Below are 23,187 nucleotides of genomic sequence, written 5' to 3'. Positions count from 1 at the left end.
CGCGTATCCGCGGAGTCGCCGCCGGTCCTACATTGAGCCTGCCCGCGCGTGCGCGGCAAACGCGCCGAACCGCTCCTGCGCAACCGGCACCGCGTACTTGTTGCGCATTTCCGTCTCGATCCACGCGCAGGCCTCGCGCGCGCAGTCGGTCAGCGCATGCCGCGTCGCGTGTCCGTCGATGTCGTAGACGAAGCGCACGCCCACCTCGTCGTCGGCGACTTGCCGTTGCAGCTGATTGAGCTGCAGTTGCGGCCCGTGACGCTGCGACAGCGCGCGCAGCTCGTCGAAGTGATATTCGAGCCAGTCGGCAAAGAATAGCGCGTCGCTATGGCAGCGCAGACGGAACGCCGCACTACGCGACGGACGCTGCGCGCCGCCGCCGGCGGCCTGCGGCTCGCCGTTCGGCGCGATGGTCGCATCGACGGGCGCAAGCGGCTGCCCGGTCTGCCGGTACGGTTTGCGGTCGCGCAGTGCGTGCCACAGCAGTTCGTCGCCGGCGGCACCGGACGGCTGCATCGTCAGGTCGCGCCGGCCCTCGCCGACAGCGGCGACGTCGCGGATCACGAGGCGCAGCGAGCAGAGCGGCTCGTCCGCTACCAGCAGCGTCGCCGTGCGCGGGAGCCCGCACACGAGCGGCGCGGCGCCGGCGGCCCGGAACACGAGCCCGCGGCGATCGAGCCGCACGAGCGGCAGCGGCCGCGCAAACGTCGGGTAGGCGACTGCGACGCGGGCGCCGCCGGCGCCCGTCAACCCGGGCATCATCGCGCGAAAGACCTGAGACTGGTCCACGGTGGTTCTCCTTCGTTACGATGCCGCCCGGCCGGACTACGCGCGTTCCGGCTCAGGCGGCGATGGCTTGCCGGGCAGCCCGTCCCGGCTCGATTCCTAGTGCGGCAAACGTTTGCGGATCGATGTCGATCCAGCACGCGACAACCAGACGACCGTCCACCTGTTTCGGGGGACCTGCCCGGTGCGCGTGCACGCCGATCCGGCGGAACAGCCGCTCCATGCTCGCGAACGTCACGCCGATCAGCTGCCGCGCGCCCCGTTGCGCCGCGCATTCGACGACCGCGGCGAGCATCGGGCGGACGGCCCACTCGGCATTGCCGGGACCGCCTTCGTCGTCGCCGGTCGCCGCGAACCGCGACAGCTCCCAGACGGCAGCCGATTGCGGCAGTGCGACGTCCGCGGCGATCAGGTCGGCGAACAACGACTTCAGCAGATACGGGCGGGTGGTCGGCAACAGGCGCGCACATCCGCACACTTCGCCGCCGGCGTTTCTCGCGAACACGTAGACGGTATCGTCGCGATCGAACTGGTCGCGCTCGAAACATTCGTTCGCCGACGGGAGCGCCCAACCGAGCTGTTCGACGAACACATGGCGCCGATAGCGCCCGAGATCCGCTGCAAGTTCGTGTGGTAACCGCCCTTCATCGTGAACGAAGGTCCGCATGGTGTCCTCGGATCGGTACTTTGGTATGCCCGCATTACATCGCGCGTCCCGAGGAGGCGGTAACTGGTAACTCTTACAGGGTGAGGCCGCGCCGACACCATTCGACCGGTGGTAACGGTTTCTTGATCGGCGGGATTGAAATACCGGCGGCTTTTGCTTATAAAGAGCGCCAGTCTTGCGGAAATGTCAGACGAAAGTGCGGCCGGTTGTCACTGGAGCACGGGACCGGCATGATAGACGTCGTTGCGACCGAGCAATGCCGACGCAACCGCGGCCGGCCAATCGATGTGTGCGAGCCGCGCGGCCAGCACGGCGGCGGTGCGGAACATGCCGAGGTCGGCGCCGGTGGCGTCGACGGCCATGATGTTGCTGCGGACGTCGCCGCCCGCGATCGCGAACGTGCCCGTCGCGCGCTCGAGATACCAGTCCCAGCCGACCGTCAGGTACGCGAGGCCGGCACTGGCCGGGCGGTGCCATTCGGTGTAGCCGGCCAGACGCGCGTCGACGGCGCTGTCGCGCAGCTCCGCGAGCAGCGATGCATCGAGGCCGCTCGCGACATGGTCGAGCGCGAGCGCGGCCAGCGCGCTTTCGGACAGGCGCACGTAGCCGTCCGGAGACGGGCCGCGGACCGGGTGCAACAAAGGTGAAGTCATGCGCGGAATGTATCAGCCCCGAACCGGCGCTGGCACCTGACAGGTATGACAGCGTAACGTTGTCGGAGAATGAATGGAACTGCGCTGGCAGGATGCCTACCAACAATTCAGCGCCGCGGAAGACGAGCAGCAGCTCTTCCAGCGGATCGCCGCTTATTCTAAACGCCTCGGCTTCGAATATTGCTGTTACGGCATTCGCGTGCCGTTGCCCGTGTCGAAGCCGGCCGTCGCGATCTTCGATACCTATCCGGACGGCTGGATGGCCCACTACCAGGCGCAGAACTACATCGAGATCGACTCGACGGTGCGTGACGGCGCGCTCAGCACCAACATGATCGTCTGGCCGGACGTCGACCGGATCGATCCGTGTCCGCTTTGGCGGGACGCGCGCGACCACGGGCTGTCGGTGGGCGTCGCGCAGTCGAGCTGGGCGGCGCGCGGCGCGTTCGGGCTGCTGAGCATCGCGCGTCATGCGGACCGGCTCACGCCGGCCGAGATCAACATGCTGACGCTGCAGACCAACTGGCTCGCGAACCTGTCGCATTCGCTGATGAGCCGCTTCATGGTGCCGAAGCTGTCGCCCGAGGCGAGCGTCACGCTGACCGCGCGCGAGCGCGAGGTGCTGTGCTGGACGGCCGAAGGGAAGACCGCGTGCGAGATCGGCCAGATCCTCAGCATCTCGGAGCGCACGGTCAACTTCCACGTGAACAACATCCTCGAGAAGCTCGCCGCGACCAACAAGGTCCAGGCGGTGGTCAAGGCGATCTCGGCCGGGCTCATCGATACGCCCTGACGCAAAACTGGCGGCGGGGCGGTCGTGCCGAGCCGGCCGCCTTTGCGCTCACTCCATCATCGGCTCCGCTTCCTTCGCGGTCCAGCTCACGCTGGAAATGCTCTTCTCCATGCTCATCCGGCTCGCGATCTGCTCGAGCTTCTGCTGATCCTTCGGATGCAGCTTCAGCGTCGCGGTCACCTTCAGCCGGTCCGGCTGCTCGGGCACGTCCTCGCTCGTCAGGCTCTGGAACGACAGCGGTTTCGCATACATCGCATTCGACAGCAGCGTGCGGATGTGCACTTCGTCGGCGGCGAGGCAGATCACGGTGATCTGGTATTCGCGAACGAGGTCGGCATTCGACACGGGTGTCGCGTTGATCGCCTGGCTGACGCCGCGCAGCACCGTGTTGGTGAGCAGCACGACGCCCGTGCCGGCCAGGGCCGGCACGTAGTGGCCGGACCCGGCCAGCACGCCGACGGCGGCCGAGCACCACAGCGTCGCGGCCGTGTTGATGCCCTGGATCGAACCCTTGTCGCGCATGATCACGCCGCCGCCGAGAAAGCCGACGCCCGACACGACGTAAGCGGCGATCTGCGTGACGCCGGCCACGCCGTTGCCGGTCAGCACGCCGAGCGTGACGAACAGGCAGGCGCCGCTCGCGACGAGCGTGATCGTGCGCAGCCCCGCCGTGCGTTGCCGCATCTGGCGTTCGAGGCCGATCGCGACGCCGCAGGCGAACGCAGTGAAAAGACGGAGTGCGAAATCGAGAGTCATGATGGTCCTGCCGTGCCAAGTGCGCATGCCGGCCCGCGGCGCGGCGGCGCGAAGCCGAACGCGGCACGATGGCCGTCATCGCGCGGTACTGTACCGCGCGGATGCGTCATTCAATGTGAAACGGATGGCGTGCGGGCTCGCGGAACGCGAGCCGCGGCAGGAGAACTGCGTCGGACAGGCGTTCAGGCGGCAAGCGGCGCACGCAACGGAGTGCTGCAACTGTCCACGATGGTTCCTGAAGGAAGAATGGGCGGCATTCTAGTGGGCCGCGCGCGCAGGCGTCAACCCGTCTGGCGGCCGGCCGCGAACGGCCGCGAACGGCCGGTGGTCACTGCGACGGTGACTGCCACGCGCCGATCGTCCCCGTCGCGAGCGCGAGCGCGGCGGCGGCCGACAGCGCGCCGGCGTAGCTGTCGACCTCCGCGTTGCGGGCCGCGAGCAGCTGGCTTTGCGCGATCGTCGCATCGGTGACCGAGCCGACGCCGTTGCGGTACGCGGTCAGCGCCGCGTCGTAGCTCGTCTGCGCGGCATCGACGAGCGCCTTCGCCGCGTCGTGCGACGCGAGGCTCGTCTGCACCGCGTTCTGCGCGGCGACGACCTGGCGGACGGCTTCCTCCTTGGTCCGCGTGAGGCGCGCGGATGCGCTCTGCGCATCGTTGCGCGCCTGCATCAGCACCGCCGAGCGCAGGCCGCCGTCGTACAGCGGAATCGTCACCCCGAGGAACACGCCGCCGCCGTAGTGGCTGCCGTTCAGGTTCACGGTCGGGGCCTGGTCGCCGATCGCGGGCAGCGCGGTGATCGCCGTGCCGCCGCTGGCGTAGGACGTCGACGCTGACAGGAAGATCTTCGGCATGAAAGCGGCTTGAGCGGCCTTGATCTTCGCGCGGTTGGCCTGCTCGAGCGCATAGGCGCCCTGCAGGTCGGGGCGGCGCGCGATCGCGTCCGACACGATCGCGTCGACCGACGACGCGAGCGCAGGCGGCAGCGCTCGCCTGGGCAGCGCGGCGATCGACGGTTTCGACAGCGGCGAGATGCCGAGCGCGGAAACCAGCGCGAGGTAGCCGTCGCTTTCCGTGCCGTTCGCCTGGACCAGCGCGAGGTTCGCCTGTGCGCGATTCTGCGTCGCCTGCGCGAGTTCGACGACGGTGCCGACGCCTTGCCTGAGCCGTGCGCGCGACGCCGCGAGAATCGCGTCCGCGTTCGCCAGGCCCTGCTGCGCGCTGACCGCGCGCGAGCGGGCGGCTTCGTAACGGTAATACGCGACGGTCACGTCGTGGATCACCTGCTGATGCACGGCCGTGAACGCGACGTTCGACGCGACCGACGCCTGTTCGGCCGCCTCGACGCGCGCCGCGCGGCCGCCGAAATCGAACAGCAGCCATTGCAGCGACAGCGCCGAGATCGTGCCGTGCACGGTCGTATTGCTCGACGAGTCGCCGAGGATCGTCGACGTCGAGCCGTGACTCGCCTGGTACGCGCCCATCGCGGTCGCGGACAGGTTCGGCAGGTATGCGGCCTTCGCGATGCCGACCGCGAGCGCCGCGTTGCGCGCGTCGTTCCACGCGATGCGGGTCAGCGGGTTCGTCGATTCGGCGAGATCGATCAGCTCGGGCAGCGTGTACGGATGCGCGGCATCGAGCGCGGCCGGCGGCGACACCGATGCGAGCGCGGGCGAGGCCGGCAGCGTGTAGTCGTGCGGCGCACGCTGCGCGGATGCAAGCGGTGGCGCCGGCACGATGTCGCCGGCGGCCGACGTTTGCGGCTGCCACGGGCGGTCGGGGGCCTGCGGCGCGAGATCGACCGACGACGTGGCGCAACCGGTCAGCGCGATGGCGGTCGCGAGCGCGGCGGCGGCGATCGATGCGGCCGGCGGTTCAGGGACGCGCATGAGGGGCAGGCTCCTTCGGGGTGTCTGGGCGCGCGGCGTCGGCGATGTGCGCGAGCCGCGTGTCGATCAGGTTCAGCAGCGCGTCGCGTGCAGGGTCGGTGGAGGTGGCGGCCGGCGGCGGGGCCGGCTCGGCTGCCGCGCCTGCCGTCGACGACGGCGGCGCCGAAGCGGCGTCGGCGGTCGGGGCGTCGTCGCGCAGTTCGACCACGCGCGCGAGGTGCGCGCCGATCGCCGCATCGCCCGGCGTGCGGTCGGCGAGCAGGAACAGCGGGCCTTCGAGCGCGCCGAGTTCCGCGAGCGCGCGTCGCCGGGTGGCGAGCCACGTGGCGGCCGGCCGCACCCACGACGGTTCGTAGTGGATCAGGCCGAGCTCCTGCGCGATCGCGCCGTGGCGCGCGAACGCTTCGGCGGCGAGCGTGCGGCGTTCGGCCGGCTGCACGACCTGCGCGATACGGCGCCATTGATCGAGCAGCGCCGCGAACGCGACGTCGATCTGCTTGCCGATGCTGACGGGCCAGATGCGCGTGAACACGAGATACACGACGACGTTGCCGAGCAGGATGCCGATCGTGCGATCGCGCGCGAGCGTCAGGTCGAAGCCGGGGCCCGCGCCCTGGATCACGCACAGGAAGAACGCGAACGCGACCTGGAAGCCAGCGTACGCAATGCGCGGCGAACCGAACGCGACCCACGCGGACAGCCACGCGCCGACGAACACGAGCGCCATCAGCTCGCCGATCGACGACAGCGCCGGCACGACGAACACGAGCGCCGCGGTGCCGATCAGCGCGCCGACGATGCAGCCGGCGATCCGCAGCGTGAGCTTCTCGACCGTTTCGGCCGTCGAGCCGAGCGACACCATGTAGCAGGTGATGAAGCAGGTATGGATGCCCGACCAGTCGAGCTGCGAGTACAGCAGGTAGCAGAACATCGCCGCGACGGTCGTCTTCAGCGCGTAGCGGATGTGGTCGGGGTTGGTGCGGGCGTCCGGCAGGAAGAAGCCGCCGCGCGGCGCGGCGGGTGCGTTGGCGTTGGCGGTTGCAGCCGATGCGTCGGGCGGAGCCTCCGTCGGTGCGGCAGATGCGGCCGATGCGGCCGGTGCAGTCGCTGCAGTCGATTCAGCAGGTGTGGCCGGCTCGGCGAACTGCGTGATGGCCGTGTGCAGATCGGTTGCGACGACGCGCGCGAGCGGCGGCAGCGTATCGGCCGGCGGCAGCCCCAGCGTCACGTCGACCGGATAACCGCCTTGCTCGAGGATGCCGGCCATCTCGTCGAGTGTCGCCGCAGCCGGTTGCGCGAACGCGGCGGGCAGCCGCGCGTCCGGTTCGCGGTCGGCGAGCGCGACCGCGACGAGCAGCGCGGTGCTCGACGCGATGGCTTGCCGTATCGCGGGTGCGTCGGCGGCGGGCGTCGACCCTTCGAGCGTCGACAGCTTGAGCCACGTGAGGAGCTGCTTGTCGCCTTCGCGCAGGCTCGCGTCGAAGGCCGTGCGCGCATCCTCGTCGCCGCGCAGCCGCTGCGCGGCGAGCCGCAGCCGTTTCGCGAGCTGCGCGAGCGCGAGCTTGCGCGGCGAAGGCGCGATCAGCAGGTTGACGACGATCGCGACGCCGACCGGAATCGCGACCATCAGCCATGCGTAGAGCAGCGCACGCGTCGCGGCTTCGCCGACCGGCGCGAGGCCGAGCTGGTCGAGCCCGAAGCCGACGATCATCGCGAGGATCGCGCCGACCGGGCGCAGCTTGCTCGCCGACGTGAGGTACAGCAACCCGGCCGACAGCACGGCCATGCACGCGACGCGCAGCACCGAATAGTCGATGCTGAAGATCGCGACGCCGATCACGAGCGCGATCACGAGCGTGATGAGCAGCAGCATCGCGACCGCGAGCACGACGCTCGTCACGCGGTCGGCGCGGTTCAGGAAGAACACGACGTACGCGGAGATCGCGGCTTCCGGCGTGCCGTAGCCGCTCGTCACGAGCACGACGAGCGCGCAGATCAGTGCGACCCGCGCGGCCATCGCGGCGCGCCCCGGAAACGGCGCGAGCAGTCGCAGGACTTCGCGCGGGCCGGGGGCGCGGACCTCAGCGGCAGGCTGAGCCATGCCGGACCTCGACGATCGCGCTCGCGCCGACGCGCACGAGCTTGCCGTCGGGTTCGTCGAGCTTCACACGCACCGGGAAGCGCTGCGCGACATGTACCCAGTTCACCGAGCGCTGCACGATCGGCAGTGCGCGCGGCAGGTTGATGCGGTCGCTGTCCGCGATGCCTGCGCCGATGCCGACGACCTTGCCCGTCAGCGGCCGGCTGCGGTCGATCATCGAATAGACGGTCGCGCAGTCGCCGACCGTGATGCGGTTCAACGACGTTTCGCGGAAATTGCCGACGGCGAACCATTCGCTCGCATCGATCAGCGTGAAGATCGACTGGTTCGGCGCGAGGGTTTCGCCGGCAAGCACGGTCAGGCCCGTCACGAGCCCGTCGTGCGGCGCGCGCACCACCGTGTCGTCGAGCGCGTGCTGCGCGCGGGCGAGTGCGGCTTCGCGTGCATGGAGCGTGGCGATCGCATCGGCGTCGTCGCCGATCGTCTGCGCGGACGCTCGCTGTTGTTCCTGCGCCTGCGCGAGCGACACGGCCGCGTCGCGCTGCCGGACCTTCGCCTGGTCGAACTGCTGTGCGCTGACGTAGCCCTGCGCCGCGAGCGGCGCGAGCCGGTTCACGTCGCGCGTCGCGAGATCGTGATTCTGCGACGCGCGCTTGACCTGCTCGGCGGCGACGGCTGCGTTCGAGCGCTCGCCGATCAGCGACCGGCGGCGCGTGTCGAGCGACGCGCGCGCGAGTTCGAGGTCGGCCTGCGCCTGCGCGACCGTCAGCCGGTACGGCACCGGATCGATCTGATACAGCAGGTCGCCTTTTGCAACGCGCTGGTTCTCGTGCACGGCAAGCTGCACGATGCGGCCGCCGACGGGCGATGCGACGTGCACGACGTCCGCGTCGATCGACGCGTCGTCGGTGGACGGGTAGGCCGTCGTGCGGTGGTACGCGTATGCGAGCGCGGCGATGCCGAGCGCGACGATCGCCAGCGCGATCACGCGGCCTTTCGTGGACGGGCGGGCGGTGCCGGCGGCCTTCATGCGAACGGCCCCGTGCCGGTGAGCCACACGATCACGGCGACCACGAGCCCGATCGCGGTGCAGACGGCGAGCTGGTAGGGCACCGTGGCGGCCCAGCCGGTCGCGACGAACACGCGGTGCGCGACGATCGCGCCGACGATGCCGACGATCGCGCTGACGAGCCAGAGCGGGAAATACGCGCCGAACAGGACGTACGACGGTGCGCCGCGCGACGTGCAGCCCGCGAGCGGCAGGGCGGGCGCGAGGACGGCGGCGACGCGCAGGGGGGCGCGCGGCGTTGTTTTTCTCATGGTGTGACGAGCTCGACGTTGGGGGGGAGCCGGGCGCGGCGCAAGGCGGTTCGTCGCCGCGACGACGATTCCGCGATACGGAGCCGATCATAAATCAGCGCGATGCGGACCGCCAGCGATGCCCGGCGTGCCTGCCGCACGCACGGGGCTGCCCGGTGGGCGCTTCGGTGCGATCGATGGCGGTTCGCGATTCTGCCAGCGCATGCACTGGCAGGGTTGCTGACGGACTGTAAAGGATCGTCAGACGAAACCGGGCCGATGCCGTTTGTCTGCCGATGAAGCGGGAATCGGCGAGCCGAATGCGGAATTGACGCGCAGTCGCGGATGAATCCGCGTTCGGGCCGCGCGGTGCGTCCGCCGTGGCCGTGACCGGTCGTGCCGGCCGGTATCTGTGTACCATCGTGCGAAGAGCGCGACGCGTGAAGAGGCTTGACGGCACGGTCCAGTCCGATGCGCGGCGCGGAAGCGGTACCGCAACGAGGAAGAGTGTTCCATGCGAAGTTTCTTTGTCCGGTTCATTGCGATCGGCGTGGTGTTCCATTTGTATGTCGGGCTGCGGATCATTCCCGACGCCTTCGCGTCGCCGCTCGCGCGCACGATCGCGGCGCTGATGCTGGCGAGCTTCGTCGTGCTGATTCCGGTCGGCATGTTCTCGCGCCGCTTCGACGAAGGCTGGGCCGCGACGCTGGCCGGCTGGGCCGGTTCGATCGCGATGGGCTTCTTTTCGTCGCTGCTGGTGCTGACGTTCCTGCGCGAGCCGGTGCTGCTCGGCGTCGTCGCATGGCGGCATCTGGGGCATGACGGCGCCTGGAGCGGCGCGGCATCCGACACGGCGCTCGGCGTGCTGGCGGGCGCGGTGCTGGTCAGCGCGCTCGGATTCGTCGGCGCGCGCCGCACGGCGGCGGTCAAGCGCGTGTCGATTCCGGTCGACGGGCTGCCGGCCGCGCTCGACGGGCTGACGATCGTGCAACTTTCGGACATTCACGTCGGGCCGACGATCAAGCGCCCGTATATCGAGCGGATCGTGCGCGCGGTCAATGCGCTCGAGGCCGATCTCGTCGTCGTGACGGGCGACGTGGTCGACGGCTCGGTCAAGCGGCTGCGCGAGCACACGGCGCCGCTCGGCCGCATGCAGTCGCGGCACGGCAGCTTCCTCGTGACGGGCAACCACGAGTACTACGCCGGCGCGCACGCATGGATCGACGAGTTCAGGCGGATCGGGTTGACGGTGCTGCTCAACGAACACGTGCTGATCGAACACGACGGCGCGCGCGCGGTGCTCGCCGGCGTCACCGATTTCACGGCGGGCGGGTTCGATCCCGCGCATCGCAGCGATCCCGAGCAGGCGCTGGCGGGCGCGCCGCACGACGTCGCCACGAAGATCCTGCTCGCGCACCAGCCGCGCAGCGCGGAAGCGGCGAGCCGCGCCGGTTTCACCGTGCAGCTGTCCGGCCATACGCACGGCGGGCAGTTCCTGCCGTGGCCGCCGTTCGTGCGCCTGCAGCAGCCCGTGATCGGCGGGCTGAACCGGTTCGGCACGATGTGGCTCTATACCAGCCGCGGCACCGGCTACTGGGGGCCGCCGAACCGCTTCGGCGTGCCGTCCGAGATCACGCTGATCCGGTTGACCCGCGGCCGCTAGCGCGCCGGAATGACAGCGCATGGCGTCGCGCGTCGCCGTTGGCTACCATGCAGACGTGGTTTCCCCGCACCGTTCATTTGCTGCCTGATCGCGACATGTCGACGCCCGATCTTTTCGCCGATTCGCCCGTGCCCGACGTGGACTGGTACCCGGACTGGCTCGCGCCGGCCGACGCCGATCGCGTGCTGGCCGCGCTGATCGACGAGGTCGCGTGGCGGCAGGACACGATCCGCACGCCGCGCGGTCGCATTCCGCTGCCGCGGCTCACCGCGTGGCAGGGCGAGCCCGACGCCGTCTACGTGTATTCGGGGATCCGCAACGTGCCCGCGCCGTGGACGCCGGCCGTGCTCGACCTGAAGCGCGCGGTCGAGGCGACCTGCGGCGCGCGATTCAACAGTGTGCTGCTCAATCGCTATCGCAACGGGCAGGACAGTCTCGGCTGGCATGCCGACAACGAGCCGGAGCTCGGCGACGCGCCGGTGATCGCGTCGGTGAGCCTCGGCGCGATGCGCGTGTTCGACCTGCGTCATCGTGCGACCGGCGTCGTGCACGCGTACCGGCTGACACACGGCAGCCTGCTCGTGATGCGCGGCCGCACGCAGGCCGAATGGCAGCACCGCGTGCCGAAGGCGCCGGCCGTGCAGGGTGAGCGCGTCAACCTGACGTTCCGGCGGGTGGTGTCGGCGGGAAGCGGCCGGTAGCGGCCGGAGATGCCGACCGGCGGACGCCACGGGCCGACGTAGGTGATGGTCCGGCGCACGCGTGCCGGTCGCACCCCGTTTTTCATCCGGGCGAAGCTAGCCGCCGTCGATGCGGCACGTTGCCGCACTCAGGTGTCCGGGGCGGCTTGAACCGGCCTGCGAGGCCCGTCCCATAAGGGTTTCAGGTGGTTTTGATTGACCGCCCGGTTCTGATAGGCAGGTGTAAGCCCTGATGGTGCGTCGCAACATTTATTGACTAGACTGTCGAATGGCTGAAACGCGCCGGACGCCGGCGCATTTTTTCGACATGCCTGACGCGTCGCCGACGTGATGCGCAGTGCAGGAGCATAAAACCCGTGACCGTACTGGACTCATCCCTCGAACCCTCGCTGCACGTCTTCGAACAAGACGGCGGATGGCAATGGGCGCTGACGGTGAAGCGGGCGTCGGGTGTCGGTGTGAAAGTCGTCGCATTCAGCACGGACGGCTTTCGCGGTGAAGCCGACGCATACGCCGCTGGCCAGCTCGCCCGTGCCGAGTACGACGCTGCCGTGACGGCCTGACGTCGCGTCGCGCCGATCCCGCTCGCGGATCGGTGCGGTCGTTTGTTTCCTCGCGTTTCTTCCCCCTTTCGTTTTCTAGTCGCACATCGGCCGTGATCGTGCCGGCCGGTACCGCACGTGAGGCATCCCGATCGCGGATGAGCAGGGCCGGCGGCCCGCCTTGCCTAAGGCGACGTTCCGATGGGCAGTCCTGTCTATCGCTGTTATCCTTTCGATCGCATCAGGCTATATGAGTCCGGCTACGCGATCGGGCGCGCCGGGCCATCGGCCGCCTGCGCCGGATCGTGTTGATCCGGTCCGGTCGAAATTCCATAATCAAGCATTGCGGGTCATTCGTGAACGCTTCCATTCCGTCCATGTGCACAGGATCAATCCAACGATGAGCGGCGCATCGAAACCGCCGGCGAAGCCGGCAAGTGCGCCGCGCGCGACAGCCGGCGACGACGTCGACCACGATGCGTCGAAGCAGGGCGCGGGCGACGACGAACCGTCGGGCGGCGCGTCGTCGTATCTGGTGCCGGGCCTCGAGCGCGGGCTGCGGATCCTCGCCGAATTCTCCGCGCGCGAGCCGGTGCTCGGCGCGCCCGAGCTGTCAAAGCGCATCGGCATTCCGCGCACGACCACCTTCCGCCTGCTGCAGACGCTCGAAGCGCTCGGCTTTCTCGAGCGCGTGAACGGCGACCGCTATTTCCGGCTCGGCGTCGGCGTGCTGCGGCTCGGCTTCGAATACCTGAATTCGCTGGAACTGACCGATCTCGGCACGCCCGTGCTCGAACGATTGCGCGATGCGACCGGCCTGTCGACGCACCTGCTGATCCGCGACCAGCGCGATGTCGTGTTCGTCGCGAAGGCGCAGAGCAACACGTCGATGTTCGGTTCGGTGAAGGTGCACGTCGGCACGCGGCTGCCCGCGCACGCGACCGTGCACGGCCATGTGCTGATGGGCGACCTCACGCGCGACGCGCTGCGCCAGCTGTATCCGGAGAAGCGGCTCGAACAGTTCACCGAGCGCACGCCGGGCACGGTGGACGAGTTGTACGAGCGTGTGCGTCATTACGCGCGGCTCGGCTACGCGGTCAGCGAAGCCGCGTTCGAGAGCGGCATCTCGGCCGTGACGGCACCCGTGCGCGATCATTCGGGCGCAATCGTCGCGGCGATCACCGCGACGGTGCCGCGCTCGGAAATCGGCGAGGCCGGCGAGAAGGAGCGGCTCGTCGAAGCGGTATGCGGCGCGGCGGTCGACCTGTCGCAGCGGCTGAACTACCGGCCGCTCGAAAGCGACCCGACGTTCGCGCACGCGCGCCATCGCGTCGCGATGTTCTGATTCGCGGCATGAGCCGCGTCGCGCGGCTTCGTCAGTAGCCTGTCGCAAGTAGCCAAAAAAAGAGCAGCCCCCGGGCTGCTCTTTTCTTTTCCGCCGTCGGGCGCATCCGCCCGCCGCCGCTCAGAACGAGTGATGGATGCCGGTCAGCACGATCACCTGGTTCGCGGTGCTCGACGCGCCGGCCGTGAAGAACGCGGCCTTCGCGCCGCCCGAACCGTGCTCGTACAGCACGTTCGCATACAGCTGCGTGCGCTTCGACAGCGCATAGATGTCGCCGAGCTCGACCTGCGTCCAGCGGCGGCCGGCCAGCGTCGTGGTCGCCGCGCCGCCCGCGATCGTGTTGAACGCGCTGCTGCGGTAGTTCACGCCCGCGTCGTAGCTCTGGAACGTGTCGGAAAACCCGTTCGACTGCATCTTCACGCGCGTATAGAGGCCGTGCACGAGGAAGTCGCCGATCTGGTAGGACGCGCCCGCGCCGATGTTCTCGACCTTGTTCGCGATGTAGCCGGTCGCGGTGTTCTGCCCCTGGAACGACGTGATACCCGTCTGGCTGATCAGAATCGAGCGGTCGTGCTCGTTCGAGTAGACGGCCGATGCCTTGAACGGCCCGTTCGCGTAGTTCAGCGCGACCCCGACCGACTTGCCGGTCGAGAAGTTCGTCGTGTTGCCGAGCGCCATCGCCGCCGCGGCCGAGAAGCCGGCGAAGCTCGGCGAACGGTACTTGACCGCGTTGTTGTACGGCACGTTGCCGGTCGCGGCGAGCCCGTCGATGTTGCCCGGATGGAACGCATACCAGCTCAGCGCGAGATACGCGGTGCTGAGCGGATCGAGATAGTCGAACGTCAGCGGCGTCTGGCGGCCGAGCGTCAGCGTGCCGTAGCGGTCGGAGCTGAGGCCGACGAAGGCCGCGCGGTTCCAGATCGTGTTCGCGGTCGCGAACTGGCCGTTGTTCGTATAGAAGCCGTTTTCGAGCTGGAAGATCGCCGACAGGCCGCTGCCGAGGTCTTCCTTGCCTTTCAGGCCCCACCGGTCGGGTTGCGTGTTGCCCTGGATCATCGCCCACTTCGCGTGGCCGCCGACGTTGTTCACATAGGCGACGCCGGCATCCAGGCTGCCGTACAGCACCACGCTGCTTTGTGCCCAGGCGCCCGACATCGCGCCCATTCCGATGATTGCTGCTGCTACCGCTTGCTTGACCATTTGATCTCCTGACTCTCCAAACCTGATGAGAAACGTGCCGTGGCGGCGGGCGCGGGGGACGGCCGGCCGTCGCGCGTTCTTCACCACCGGGCGGGCATTTTTAATGTTCCATATAAGGAACAATGTGCCTCTGATGGAATGAAGTATAGAGGTGTCGCGCGCCGGATCAAAAATAAATTTATCGGGCCGGATGCGGGTGGTGACGATCCGCAACACGGGACCGAGCGTCCTGAAAAAGGACTTAAATCCCCGCCACAAAACAAAAAATCACCTTTTTCAAGACGAGTGGCGGCGATCGTCGACCCGGCGGTCGGTGTTTTCCCTAGGACATGCAGCTTTTTGTTTTACTCGTGGGAAGTCACTTCTATAATCACCATCCATAAACTGCTGTTCCGGGTATGGAACAAACCCGGGACGAACCGAGAGTCGATCAGAAGGAAGGGTGTGAGATGTCTGAACAATGGGTTTGTGCCGGGCACGCCGGCGCGCTGTCGGAAGACACGCCGATCGAGTTCAAGCGGACCGACGGCGTCGAAATCGGGATCTACCGCGTCGGCGACGAGGTGTATGCGCTCGAGAACGTGTGCCCGCATGCCTACGCGCTGCTGACGCAGGGGTTCGTCGACGAAGGCACGGTCGAATGTCCGCTGCACGAGGCCGTGTTCGACATCAAGACGGGCGAATGCCTGAAGGGCCCGGGCGGGCGCGCGCTGAAGCAGTACGCGGTGCGCCTGGCAGGCGAGGAAATCCAGATCAAGGTGGAGTAACCGATGAAAGAAGCGACCGTCAACTTCAATCCGTTCCTGAAGCCGTGGGTGGCGCCGCAGCCGAACAACGTCGCCGGCAAGGGGCAGATCGAGATCCCGGGCCAGGTCGAGAACCGCATCTGGCAAAACCGCAAGGCCGAGCCGACGCAGTACGAGAACGATCTGGGCGATGCGCTCGAACGCGTGTTCGAGAGCGGCGCGACCGAGCTGGACGAGGTCGTCGCGGGCCTGAACCGCATCGGCTTCCGCGCGCCGGACGGCACGGCGTGGACGCCCGAGCGCTTCCGCGCCGAAATGGCCTCGCTCGCGGAATGAGCGCACCGACCGCGCCGCACGCCTGAGCGCCGACCCGACAACCGCATCCGGAGCACACTGATGACGTCCCCCGCACAACACGAAACACAACACGACCCGGTCCGCGACTACCTCGACCGCGGCATCAAGAACTACTGGTATCCCGTTGCGCCCAGCTGGCAGGTGTCGAATGCGCCCGTTGGCCTCACGCGCCTGTCCGAGCAGATCGTGCTGTGGCGCGATCACGAAGGCAAAGTCCATGCGCTCGAAGACCGTTGCCCGCACCGCGGCGCGCGCCTGTCGCTCGGATGGAACCTCGGCGGCAGCATCGCGTGCTGGTATCACGGCATCGAAGTCGACGGCGGCGGCACGGTCAACCGCGTGCCGGCCGTATCGAACTGTCCGCTCGAAGGCACGAAGTGCGTGAAGTCGTATCCGGTCGAAGAGAAGGCCGGCGCGATCTTCCTGTGGTTCGGCGACGAAGCGCACGGCGAGCCGGCGCCGCTGAACCTGCCGGAAGAACTGGTCGCCGACGAATACGCGCACTTCCTGTGCGTGTCGAACTGGAAGTGCAATTACCAGTACGCGATCGACAACGTGATGGACCCGATGCACGGCGCGTACCTGCACGCGACGTCGCACTCGATGGCCGAAGGCGACAAGCAGGCCGACATGCGTGTGCGCAAGACGGAAACGGGCCTGATGTTCGAGAAGATCGGCCAGCGCGACGTGAACTTCGACTGGGTCGAGCTCGGCGAAACCGGCTGCCTGTGGATGCGCCTCGCGATTCCGTACAAGCAGAAGTTCGGCCCGGGCGGCAACTTCGGGATCATCGGCTTCGCGACGCCGGTCGACGGCGACAACTGCCAGGTCTACTTCTGGCGTACGCGCAAGGTCAGCGGCTGGCAGCGCGACGTGTGGCGCTTCATGTACCGCAACCGCCTCGAGGGCCTGCACTGGGACGTGCTCGAGCAGGACCGCTACGTTCTCGAAAGCCTCGCGCCGCACGCGCGCGATCACGAATACCTGTACCAGCACGACGTCGGCATCACGCGCGTGCGCCGGATGCTGCGCCAGCGCGCGCAGGAACACCTGTCCGCGCTCGACGCGCATCGCGCGGCGCACGCCGCGGCGGAGCCCGCGAATGGCTGAGTTCGCTCCGGTCGTGTCGCTGCCGGGGCGCCGCGTGCTCGTCACGGGCGGCGCGCGCGGTCTCGGTGCCGCGTTCGTGAAGGCGCTCGTCGAAGCGGGCGCGCAGGTCGCGTTCGGCGACGTGCTCGCCGAAGAGGGCCGCGCGCTGGCCGCGCAGCTCACGCAAGCCGGCCACACCGCGCATTTCTTCACGCTCGACCTGGCCGATCCGGCGAGCGTCACGGCTTTCGTCGCGCAGGGCGCGGCGGCGCTCGGCGGCATCGACGCACTGATCAACAACGCGGCGATCACGAACTCGGGCGGCAAGCTGTCGACGGAGCTCGACGTGTCGACCTGGGATGCCGTGATGAACGTGAACGTGCGCGGCGTCTGGCTCGTGAGCAATGCGGCGCTGCCATACCTCGCGCAATCGGGCCGCGGCGCGATCGTGAACCTCGCATCGGACACCGCGCTGTGGGGCGCGCCGAAGCTGCTCGCGTACGTCGCCAGCAAGGGCGCCGTGATCGCGATGACGCATGCGCAGGCGCGCGAGTTCGGTGCGCACGGCGTGACGGTCAACGCGATCGCGCCGGGGCTCACCGAAGTCGAGGCGACGGCCTACGTGCCGGCGGAACGCCACGCGTTCTACATGCAGGGCCGCGCGCTGACGCGCGCGCAGGTGCCCGAGGACGTGACGGGCCCCGTGCTGTTCCTGCTGTCGGACGGCGCGCGCTTCGTGACGGGTCAATTGCTGCCGGTAAACGGCGGCTTCGTAATGAATTGATTTGAAGTTTTCACTCTGATGAAGGAGAGGACGATGGCGGACGCCGATCTCGAACGCAAGTCGTGGGACCAGCCGGAAGGCGCAAGCTTCAACGACTGGATGGAAGGGCGCGTCGCGCGCTACGCGACGCGGCGCTACGACTGGGACGCACTGAAGTTCCAGGCCGACTACGACCCGAAGTACCGCCGTGCGCAGATGCGCTACGTCGGCACGGGCGGCACGGGCGTCGCGAAGGACGTCAACACGGTGCCGGCCGGCAACTTCACGTTCTCGACGATGGTCATTCCGGCCGGCAACATCGGCCCGAGCCACATCCATATCGACGTGGAAGAAATCTTCTTCGTGCTGCGCGGCAAGATGAAGGTGATCTGCGAGCGCGACGGCGAGACCTGGGAAGCGATCCTCGGCGAGCGCGACCTGATCTCGGTGCCGCCGGGCGTGTACCGCACGGAAATCAACATCGGCGAGGAAGACGCGCTGATGTGCGTGATGCTCGGTTCGCCGAAGCCCATCACGCCGACGTATCCGCCGGATTCGCCGCTCGCGAAGATCAAGCGCTGAGACGGGGCGGAGCAAGCAATGCGTGTCATCGACAAACGTGAACGCGACCGCACCGCGGCGTTCGCCGCGCTGCTCGGGCAGTTTCCCGAACAGCGCTGCGCGGCCGGTGCGGCGGGCACGATCGGTTATCGGGAGGCCGGCGCGCAGCATGCGGGCCGCGCGCTGCCCGTCGTGCTGCTGCACGGGATCGGCTCGGGCGCCGCATCGTGGGTGTGCCAGCTCGACTCGCTCGGCTCGTCGCGCCGCGTGCTCGCTTGGGATGCGCCCGGCTACGGCGTGTCGACACCCGTGCACGGCGCGTCGCCGGCGGCCGCCGATTACGCGGCGTCGCTGAACGCGTGGCTCGAGGCACTCGGCATCGAACGCTGCGTGCTGGTCGGGCATTCGCTCGGCGCGATCGTCGCGGGCGGGTTGGCCCGCGTGATGCCCGCGCGGATCGCCGGCCTGCTGCTGATCTCGCCCGCGGGCGGTTACGGCAGCGCGCCCGCGGAAACGCGCGACACGCGCCGCGATGCACGCCTCGCGATGCTCGACGAACTCGGCCCGGCCGGGCTCGCCGAACAGCGCAGCGGCAACATGCTGTCGGGTTTCGCGAGCGAGGATGCGCGTGCATGGGTGCGCTGGAACATGGCGCGCATCGTTCCGGCCGGCTATGCGCAGGCCACGCATCTGCTCGCGAACGCCGATCTCGCGTCCGATCTCGCCGGCTTTCGCGGCCGCACGGCGGTGGCGGTCGGCGCGAACGACGCGATCACGCCGCCGGCTGCCTGCGAGCGGATCGCCGCTGCCGCGCACGTCGGGCTGCAGGTGATTCCGCAGGCCGGTCATGCGGGCTACGTGGAAGCGCCGGCCGTGTATTCGTCGCTGATCGATACGTTCTGCCGTCAATGCGACCGTCAACAGGGGCTGGAATGAACTACCTCCACGCTCACATTCGTTCGCTTGGGGGCGCGCAGCCCGCCCAATCCCGACATGCATTTCAACGTGCCCCTGGGGCGGCCCGACCGGAGGCATCATGAGCGAACCGTTGCAACAACAGGATGCGGACACCGCGAAGTCCGAGGCCAACTACGTGGTGCCGGGCCTCGAACGCGGTTTGCGGATCCTCGCCGAATTCTCGCCGCGCGAGCCGGTGCTCGGCGCGCCGGAACTGTCCAAGCGCCTCGGTATTCCGCGCACGACGGTGTTCCGTCTGCTGCAGACGCTCGAATCGCTCGGCTTTCTCGAGCGTGCGGACAAGGATCGCAACTACAAGCTCGGCATCGCCGTGCTGCGGCTCGGCTTCGAATACCTGAGCTCGCTCGAGCTGACCGATCTCGGCCTGCCGGTGATCGAGAGCCTGCGCGATGCGACCGGCTTCACGACGCACATCGTGATCCGCGACGGCCGCGACGTGGTGTTCGTCGCGAAGGCGCAGAGCCAGTCGCCGGTGTTCAGCTCGATTCGCGTGAACGTCGGCACGCGGCTGCCCGCGCATGCGACGACCCATGGCCACGTGCTGATGGGCGACCTGTCGCTGAAGGAGTTGCGTGCGCTGTATCCGGAAGGCACGCTGAACCGGATGACGAGCGCGACGCCGGAATCGGTCGACGCGCTCTACGAAGTGATCCGGGAAGATGCGCTGCGCGGCTATGGCGTCAGCAATTCGTCGTTCGAGCGCGGCATCTCGGTGGTCACGGCGCCGGTGCGCAACGACACGCAGAGGATCGTCGCGTGCATCACGGTGACGGTGCCGCGGCCGGAGATCGACGCGGCGCTGATCGCCGACGGCCTGATCGACAAGGTGCAGCGCGCGGCGGCGGAACTGTCGCGGCGGCTCAATTACCGCTCGGATGACGAGCACACGTTTCTCAAGGCTTTAGGACTGCGATGATTCAGATCGATCTGACCGGGCAGGTGGCGGTGGTGACGGGCGGTTCGTCCGGCATCGGCCTCGCGACTGCCGAACGGTTCCTGCAGGCCGGCGCGTCGGTCGCGATTTGCGGCCGCGACGGCGAGCGTCTCGCGCGCGCCGAGGCGATGCTCGGCGAGAAATATCCGGGCGCGCCGCTGCTCGCGGTGCGCTGCAACGTGCTCGACGAAGCCGACGTGGCCGCGTTCGCGCAGGCGGTGTCCGACCGCTTCGGCCGCGCCGACATGCTGGTCAACAACGCGGGCCAGGGCCGCGTGTCGACTTTCGCCGACACGACCGACGACGCATGGCGCGAAGAGCTCGAACTGAAGTACTTCAGCATCATCCGCCCGACGCGCGCGTTCCTGCCGCTGCTGCGCGATGCGGCCGCGCCGACGATCACCTGCGTGAATTCGCTGCTCGCGCTGCAGCCGGAGCCGCACATGGTCGCGACGTCGTCGGCGCGGGCGGGCGTGCTGAGCCTCGTGAAGTCGCTCGCGACCGAACTCGCGCCGCAGCGCATCCGCGTGAACTCGATCCTGATCGGCATCGTGGAGTCGGGGCAGTGGCGCCGCCGGTACGAAGCGCAGGCGTCGGCCGGCGAAAGCTGGGAGGACTGGACGGGCGCGCTCGCCCGCAAGAAGAACATTCCGCTGAACCGCTTCGGCAAGCCCGACGAGGCAGCCTGGGCACTTTTTTATCTCGCAACGCATCTGTCGTCCTACACGACGGGCAGCCATATCGACGTTTCTGGAGGCTTTGCACGCCATGTCTAAAAAAACCACGGTTGGCGAGCTGATTGCCGCCTTTCTCGAGCAGTGCGACGTCAAAACCGCATTCGGTGTCATCTCGATCCACAACATGCCGATCCTCGACGCGATCAACTCGCGCGGCAACATCCGGTATGTCGGCGCGCGCGGCGAAGCGGGCGCGGTGAACATGGCCGACGGGCTGGCCCGCGTGTCGGGCGGCCTCGGTGTCGCGTTCACGAGCACCGGCACGGCGGCGGGCAACGCGGCCGGCGCGATGGTCGAGGCGCTGACGGCCGGCACGGCACTGCTGCACATCACGGGGCAGATCGAGACGCCGTACCTCGACCAGGATCTGGCGTACATCCACGAAGCGCCGGACCAGCTCACGATGCTCGATGCGATCTCGAAGGCCGCGTTCCGCGTGCGCACGGTCGAGACCGTGCTGCCGACGATCCGCGAAGCCGTGCGCATCGCGCAGACGGCGCCGACGGGCCCCGTGTCGGTCGAGATCCCGATCGACATCCAGGCCGCCGAAATCGAATGGCCGGAAGATCTCGCGCCGGCGCACGTCGCGGTGCGCGAGCACGACGACGCACGCGTCGCGAAGCTCGCCGACGCGCTGGCGGCCAAGCGCCGTCCGCTGCTGTGGCTCGGCGGCGGCGCGCGTCATGCGCGTGCGGAAGTCGAACGCCTGGTGAAGCTCGGCTTCGGCGTCGTGACGAGCGTGCAGGGCCGCGGCGTGCTGCCCGAGGATCACCCGGCGACGCTCGGCGCGTTCAACGTGCATTCGGCGGTCGAAGCGTTCTACAAGACCTGCGACGCGCTCGTCGTGGTCGGCTCGCGCCTGCGCGGCAACGAGACGCTGAAGTACAAGCTCGCGTTGCCGCAGCCGCTGTTCCGCGTCGACGCCGACGCGCTCGCCGACAACCGCGGCTATCGCAACGAGCTGTTCGTGCACGGCGATTCGAAGCGCGTGCTGGCCGAGCTGGCCGACCGCCTCGAAGGCCGCCTGTCGGTCGATCCGCAGTTCGCGGCCGATCTCGCGGCGGCGCGCGAAGCGGCCGTCGCGAGCGTGGCGGAAGGCCTCGGGCCGTACAAGCAGCTGGTCGACACGCTGCAGGGCGCGGTCGGCCGCGACTACAACTGGGTGCGCGACGTGACGATCTCGAACAGCACGTGGGGCAACCGCCTGCTGAAGATCTTCGAACCGCGCGCGGGCGTGCATGCGCTCGGCGGCGGCATCGGCCAGGGCATCCAGATGGGCATCGGCGCGGCGCTGGCCGGCTCGGCGGCGAAGACGGTCTGCCTGGTCGGCGACGGCGGCCTGATGGTCAACGTCGGCGAGCTCGTGACGGCCGTGCAGGAAAACGCGAACGTGATGATCGTGCTGATGAACGACCAGTGCTACGGCGTGATCCGCAACATCCAGGACGCGCACTACGGCGGCCGCCGCTGCTTCGTGCAACTGCACCAGCCGGATTTCGCGCAGTTCTGCGCGAGCTTCGGCCTCACGCACTACCGGATCACGTCGCTCGACCAGGCGGAAGCGATCGTGCGCGAAGGGATCGCGAAGGAAGGGCCGGTGATGGTCGAAGTCGACATGCTGTCGGTCGGCTCGTTCGCATCGCAGTTCGCGGGCCCGCCGGTGAAGAAGGAAGAGACGCCGTCGGAGCGCCAGTATGCATAACGGCCAGCGACACGGGCATGCGCCCGTCGACGTCGCGATGATCGGCTTCGGCGCGATCGGTGCCGCCGTGTATCACGCGGTCGAGCACGATGCGTCGTTGCGCGTCGCGCACGTGATCGTGCCCGAGCATCAGCGCGACGCGGTGCAGCGCGAGCTCGGCGGTGCGGTGGAGGTCGTGTCGTCGGTCGACGCGCTGGCTCGCCGCCCCGAGTTCGCGCTCGAATGCGCGGGTCACAGCGCGCTCGTCGATCACGTCGTGCCGTTGCTGAAGGCCGGCACCGACTGCGCGGTCGCATCGATCGGCGCGTTGTCCGACCTCGCGCTGCTCGACGTGCTGTCGCAGGCGGCCGACGAGGGCGGCACGACGGTGACGCTGCTGTCCGGCGCGATCGGCGGGATCGACGCGCTGGCGTCCGCGAAGCAGGGCGGCCTCGACGAAGTACTGTACGTCGGCCGCAAGCCGCCGCTCGGCTGGCTCGGCACGCCTGCCGAGGAGGTGTGCGACTTGCGTGCGATGACCGGGGAAAAGGTGATCTTCGAAGGCAGTGCGCGCGACGCCGCGCGCCTGTATCCGAAGAACGCGAACGTCGCGGCGACGGTCGCGCTCGCGGGCCTCGGCCTCGACGCGACGCACGTGCGCCTGATCGCCGATCCGGCGGTCGAACGCAACGTGCACCGCATCACCGCGCGCGGCGCGTTCGGCGAGATGTCGCTCGAAATGAGCGGCAAGCCGTTGCCCGACAACCCGAAGACGTCCGCGTTGACCGCGTACAGCGCGATCCGCGCGCTGCGCAACCGCGCGGCCCGCTGCGTGATCTGAGCAGGCAGACAACCCGGACAACCAGGCCGACGCGGCCATTCGGGCCATTGAACGGCCGCCGGCGCCACGGCGCGGGCGGCTGCGCAGAGACAGATTTGTGGGACTT

Annotated in this window: 24 protein-coding genes; 15 read left to right on the top strand and 9 right to left on the bottom strand. The window is 68.6% G+C overall.

Annotated features, from left to right (window positions below; translation table 11 throughout):
• Positions 1 to 27: 27 nt before the first annotated feature.
• The 3 genes from DIE04_RS02475 to DIE04_RS02465 form a co-directional block, all read right to left on the bottom strand.
• Positions 28 to 789, bottom strand: a complete 762-nt coding sequence (locus DIE04_RS02475; protein ID WP_185500294.1) for a hypothetical protein — start codon at positions 787 to 789, stop codon at positions 28 to 30.
• 52 nt (positions 790 to 841) lie between these two features.
• Positions 842 to 1,453, bottom strand: a complete 612-nt coding sequence (locus DIE04_RS02470; protein WP_124488193.1) for an acyl-homoserine-lactone synthase — start codon at positions 1,451 to 1,453, stop codon at positions 842 to 844.
• A gap of 209 nt (positions 1,454 to 1,662) precedes the next feature.
• Positions 1,663 to 2,106, bottom strand: coding sequence for a DUF4902 domain-containing protein (locus DIE04_RS02465; protein ID WP_044843158.1), 444 nt, complete (start codon positions 2,104 to 2,106; stop codon positions 1,663 to 1,665).
• Between the two features lie 73 nt (positions 2,107 to 2,179).
• Here DIE04_RS02465 and DIE04_RS02460 point away from each other — a divergent pair, with 73 nt between their 5' ends.
• Entirely contained in the window at positions 2,180 to 2,899 is a 720-nt protein-coding gene (locus tag DIE04_RS02460) for an autoinducer binding domain-containing protein (RefSeq protein WP_124488191.1), read from the top strand.
• Between the two features lie 48 nt (positions 2,900 to 2,947).
• Here DIE04_RS02460 and DIE04_RS02455 read toward each other — a convergent pair whose 3' ends face one another.
• From DIE04_RS02455 to DIE04_RS02430, 5 genes are all read right to left on the bottom strand, one after another.
• The gene (locus DIE04_RS02455; protein WP_044843160.1) at positions 2,948 to 3,655 is read right to left on the bottom strand and encodes an MgtC/SapB family protein; all 708 of its coding nucleotides are present in this window, start codon (positions 3,653 to 3,655) and stop codon (positions 2,948 to 2,950) included.
• Between the two features lie 328 nt (positions 3,656 to 3,983).
• Positions 3,984 to 5,543 carry a TolC family protein gene (locus tag DIE04_RS02445; RefSeq protein ID WP_124520799.1) on the bottom strand — a complete coding sequence of 520 codons (1,560 nt, stop codon included), beginning with the start codon at positions 5,541 to 5,543 and terminating at the stop codon, positions 3,984 to 3,986.
• A complete protein-coding gene (locus DIE04_RS02440) occupies positions 5,530 to 7,644 on the bottom strand; it encodes an FUSC family protein (RefSeq protein WP_124520797.1) in 2,115 nt (704 codons plus the stop codon). Before DIE04_RS02440 ends, DIE04_RS02445 begins: the two co-directional genes overlap by 14 nt.
• A complete protein-coding gene (gene mdtN / locus DIE04_RS02435) occupies positions 7,625 to 8,674 on the bottom strand; it encodes a multidrug transporter subunit MdtN (RefSeq protein ID WP_124488187.1) in 1,050 nt (349 codons plus the stop codon). The genes DIE04_RS02440 and mdtN overlap by 20 nt, the downstream gene beginning before the upstream one ends.
• Complete coding sequence (locus tag DIE04_RS02430) at positions 8,671 to 8,964, bottom strand: hypothetical protein (RefSeq protein WP_124488186.1); 294 nt, start codon at positions 8,962 to 8,964, stop codon at positions 8,671 to 8,673. Before DIE04_RS02430 ends, mdtN begins: the two co-directional genes overlap by 4 nt.
• A 493-nt stretch (positions 8,965 to 9,457) precedes the next feature.
• On the opposite strand from DIE04_RS02430, the gene DIE04_RS02425 reads away from it, so the two are divergent.
• From DIE04_RS02425 to DIE04_RS02410, 4 genes are all read left to right on the top strand, one after another.
• A complete protein-coding gene (locus DIE04_RS02425; protein ID WP_124520795.1) occupies positions 9,458 to 10,606 on the top strand; it encodes a metallophosphoesterase in 1,149 nt (382 codons plus the stop codon).
• A gap of 95 nt (positions 10,607 to 10,701) precedes the next feature.
• Positions 10,702 to 11,307, top strand: a complete 606-nt coding sequence (locus DIE04_RS02420; RefSeq protein WP_044843167.1) for an alpha-ketoglutarate-dependent dioxygenase AlkB — start codon at positions 10,702 to 10,704, stop codon at positions 11,305 to 11,307.
• A gap of 356 nt (positions 11,308 to 11,663) precedes the next feature.
• Positions 11,664 to 11,870 (top strand): hypothetical protein, encoded by a 207-nt coding sequence (locus DIE04_RS02415; RefSeq protein WP_044843168.1) that lies wholly within the window; start codon positions 11,664 to 11,666, stop codon positions 11,868 to 11,870.
• Between the two features lie 379 nt (positions 11,871 to 12,249).
• Complete coding sequence (locus DIE04_RS02410; RefSeq protein ID WP_124488184.1) at positions 12,250 to 13,194, top strand: IclR family transcriptional regulator; 945 nt, start codon at positions 12,250 to 12,252, stop codon at positions 13,192 to 13,194.
• A 120-nt stretch (positions 13,195 to 13,314) separates the two neighbouring features.
• Here DIE04_RS02410 and DIE04_RS02405 read toward each other — a convergent pair whose 3' ends face one another.
• Positions 13,315 to 14,394, bottom strand: coding sequence for a porin (locus tag DIE04_RS02405; RefSeq protein ID WP_124520793.1), 1,080 nt, complete (start codon positions 14,392 to 14,394; stop codon positions 13,315 to 13,317).
• A 449-nt stretch (positions 14,395 to 14,843) separates the two neighbouring features.
• On the opposite strand from DIE04_RS02405, the gene DIE04_RS02400 reads away from it, so the two are divergent.
• From DIE04_RS02400 to DIE04_RS02355, 10 genes are all read left to right on the top strand, one after another.
• Entirely contained in the window at positions 14,844 to 15,161 is a 318-nt protein-coding gene (locus DIE04_RS02400) for a non-heme iron oxygenase ferredoxin subunit (RefSeq protein ID WP_006758060.1), read from the top strand.
• Positions 15,162 to 15,164: 3 nt separating this feature from the next.
• Positions 15,165 to 15,476, top strand: a complete 312-nt coding sequence (locus DIE04_RS02395; RefSeq protein ID WP_044843171.1) for a recombinase-like helix-turn-helix domain-containing protein — start codon at positions 15,165 to 15,167, stop codon at positions 15,474 to 15,476.
• A gap of 60 nt (positions 15,477 to 15,536) precedes the next feature.
• A complete protein-coding gene (locus tag DIE04_RS02390; RefSeq protein WP_124488182.1) occupies positions 15,537 to 16,607 on the top strand; it encodes an aromatic ring-hydroxylating dioxygenase subunit alpha in 1,071 nt (356 codons plus the stop codon).
• Positions 16,600 to 17,370: an SDR family oxidoreductase gene (locus tag DIE04_RS02385; protein WP_124520791.1), complete on the top strand. Its 771-nt coding sequence runs from the start codon at positions 16,600 to 16,602 to the stop codon at positions 17,368 to 17,370. The genes DIE04_RS02390 and DIE04_RS02385 overlap by 8 nt, the downstream gene beginning before the upstream one ends.
• A gap of 33 nt (positions 17,371 to 17,403) precedes the next feature.
• Positions 17,404 to 17,931: a cupin domain-containing protein gene (locus DIE04_RS02380; protein ID WP_034180369.1), complete on the top strand. Its 528-nt coding sequence runs from the start codon at positions 17,404 to 17,406 to the stop codon at positions 17,929 to 17,931.
• Positions 17,932 to 17,949: 18 nt separating this feature from the next.
• Positions 17,950 to 18,846, top strand: a complete 897-nt coding sequence (locus DIE04_RS02375; RefSeq protein WP_124520789.1) for an alpha/beta fold hydrolase — start codon at positions 17,950 to 17,952, stop codon at positions 18,844 to 18,846.
• A 100-nt stretch (positions 18,847 to 18,946) separates the two neighbouring features.
• Positions 18,947 to 19,804 carry an IclR family transcriptional regulator gene (locus DIE04_RS02370; protein ID WP_124520787.1) on the top strand — a complete coding sequence of 286 codons (858 nt, stop codon included), beginning with the start codon at positions 18,947 to 18,949 and terminating at the stop codon, positions 19,802 to 19,804.
• Positions 19,801 to 20,598 carry an SDR family oxidoreductase gene (locus tag DIE04_RS02365; protein WP_124520785.1) on the top strand — a complete coding sequence of 266 codons (798 nt, stop codon included), beginning with the start codon at positions 19,801 to 19,803 and terminating at the stop codon, positions 20,596 to 20,598. Before DIE04_RS02370 ends, DIE04_RS02365 begins: the two co-directional genes overlap by 4 nt.
• Positions 20,591 to 22,261, top strand: a complete 1,671-nt coding sequence (locus DIE04_RS02360) for a thiamine pyrophosphate-binding protein (protein ID WP_124488177.1) — start codon at positions 20,591 to 20,593, stop codon at positions 22,259 to 22,261. Before DIE04_RS02365 ends, DIE04_RS02360 begins: the two co-directional genes overlap by 8 nt.
• Complete coding sequence (locus DIE04_RS02355) at positions 22,254 to 23,081, top strand: aspartate dehydrogenase (RefSeq protein WP_124520783.1); 828 nt, start codon at positions 22,254 to 22,256, stop codon at positions 23,079 to 23,081. The genes DIE04_RS02360 and DIE04_RS02355 overlap by 8 nt, the downstream gene beginning before the upstream one ends.
• Positions 23,082 to 23,187: the final 106 nt, after the last annotated feature.

Origin of the sequence: Burkholderia sp. Bp8994 (assembly GCF_003853805.1) — a bacterium.
Lineage (GTDB): Bacteria > Pseudomonadota > Gammaproteobacteria > Burkholderiales > Burkholderiaceae > Burkholderia.
The sequence above is the reverse complement of the archived record's forward strand: the minus strand, read 5'-3'. Positions and strand labels throughout refer to the sequence as shown.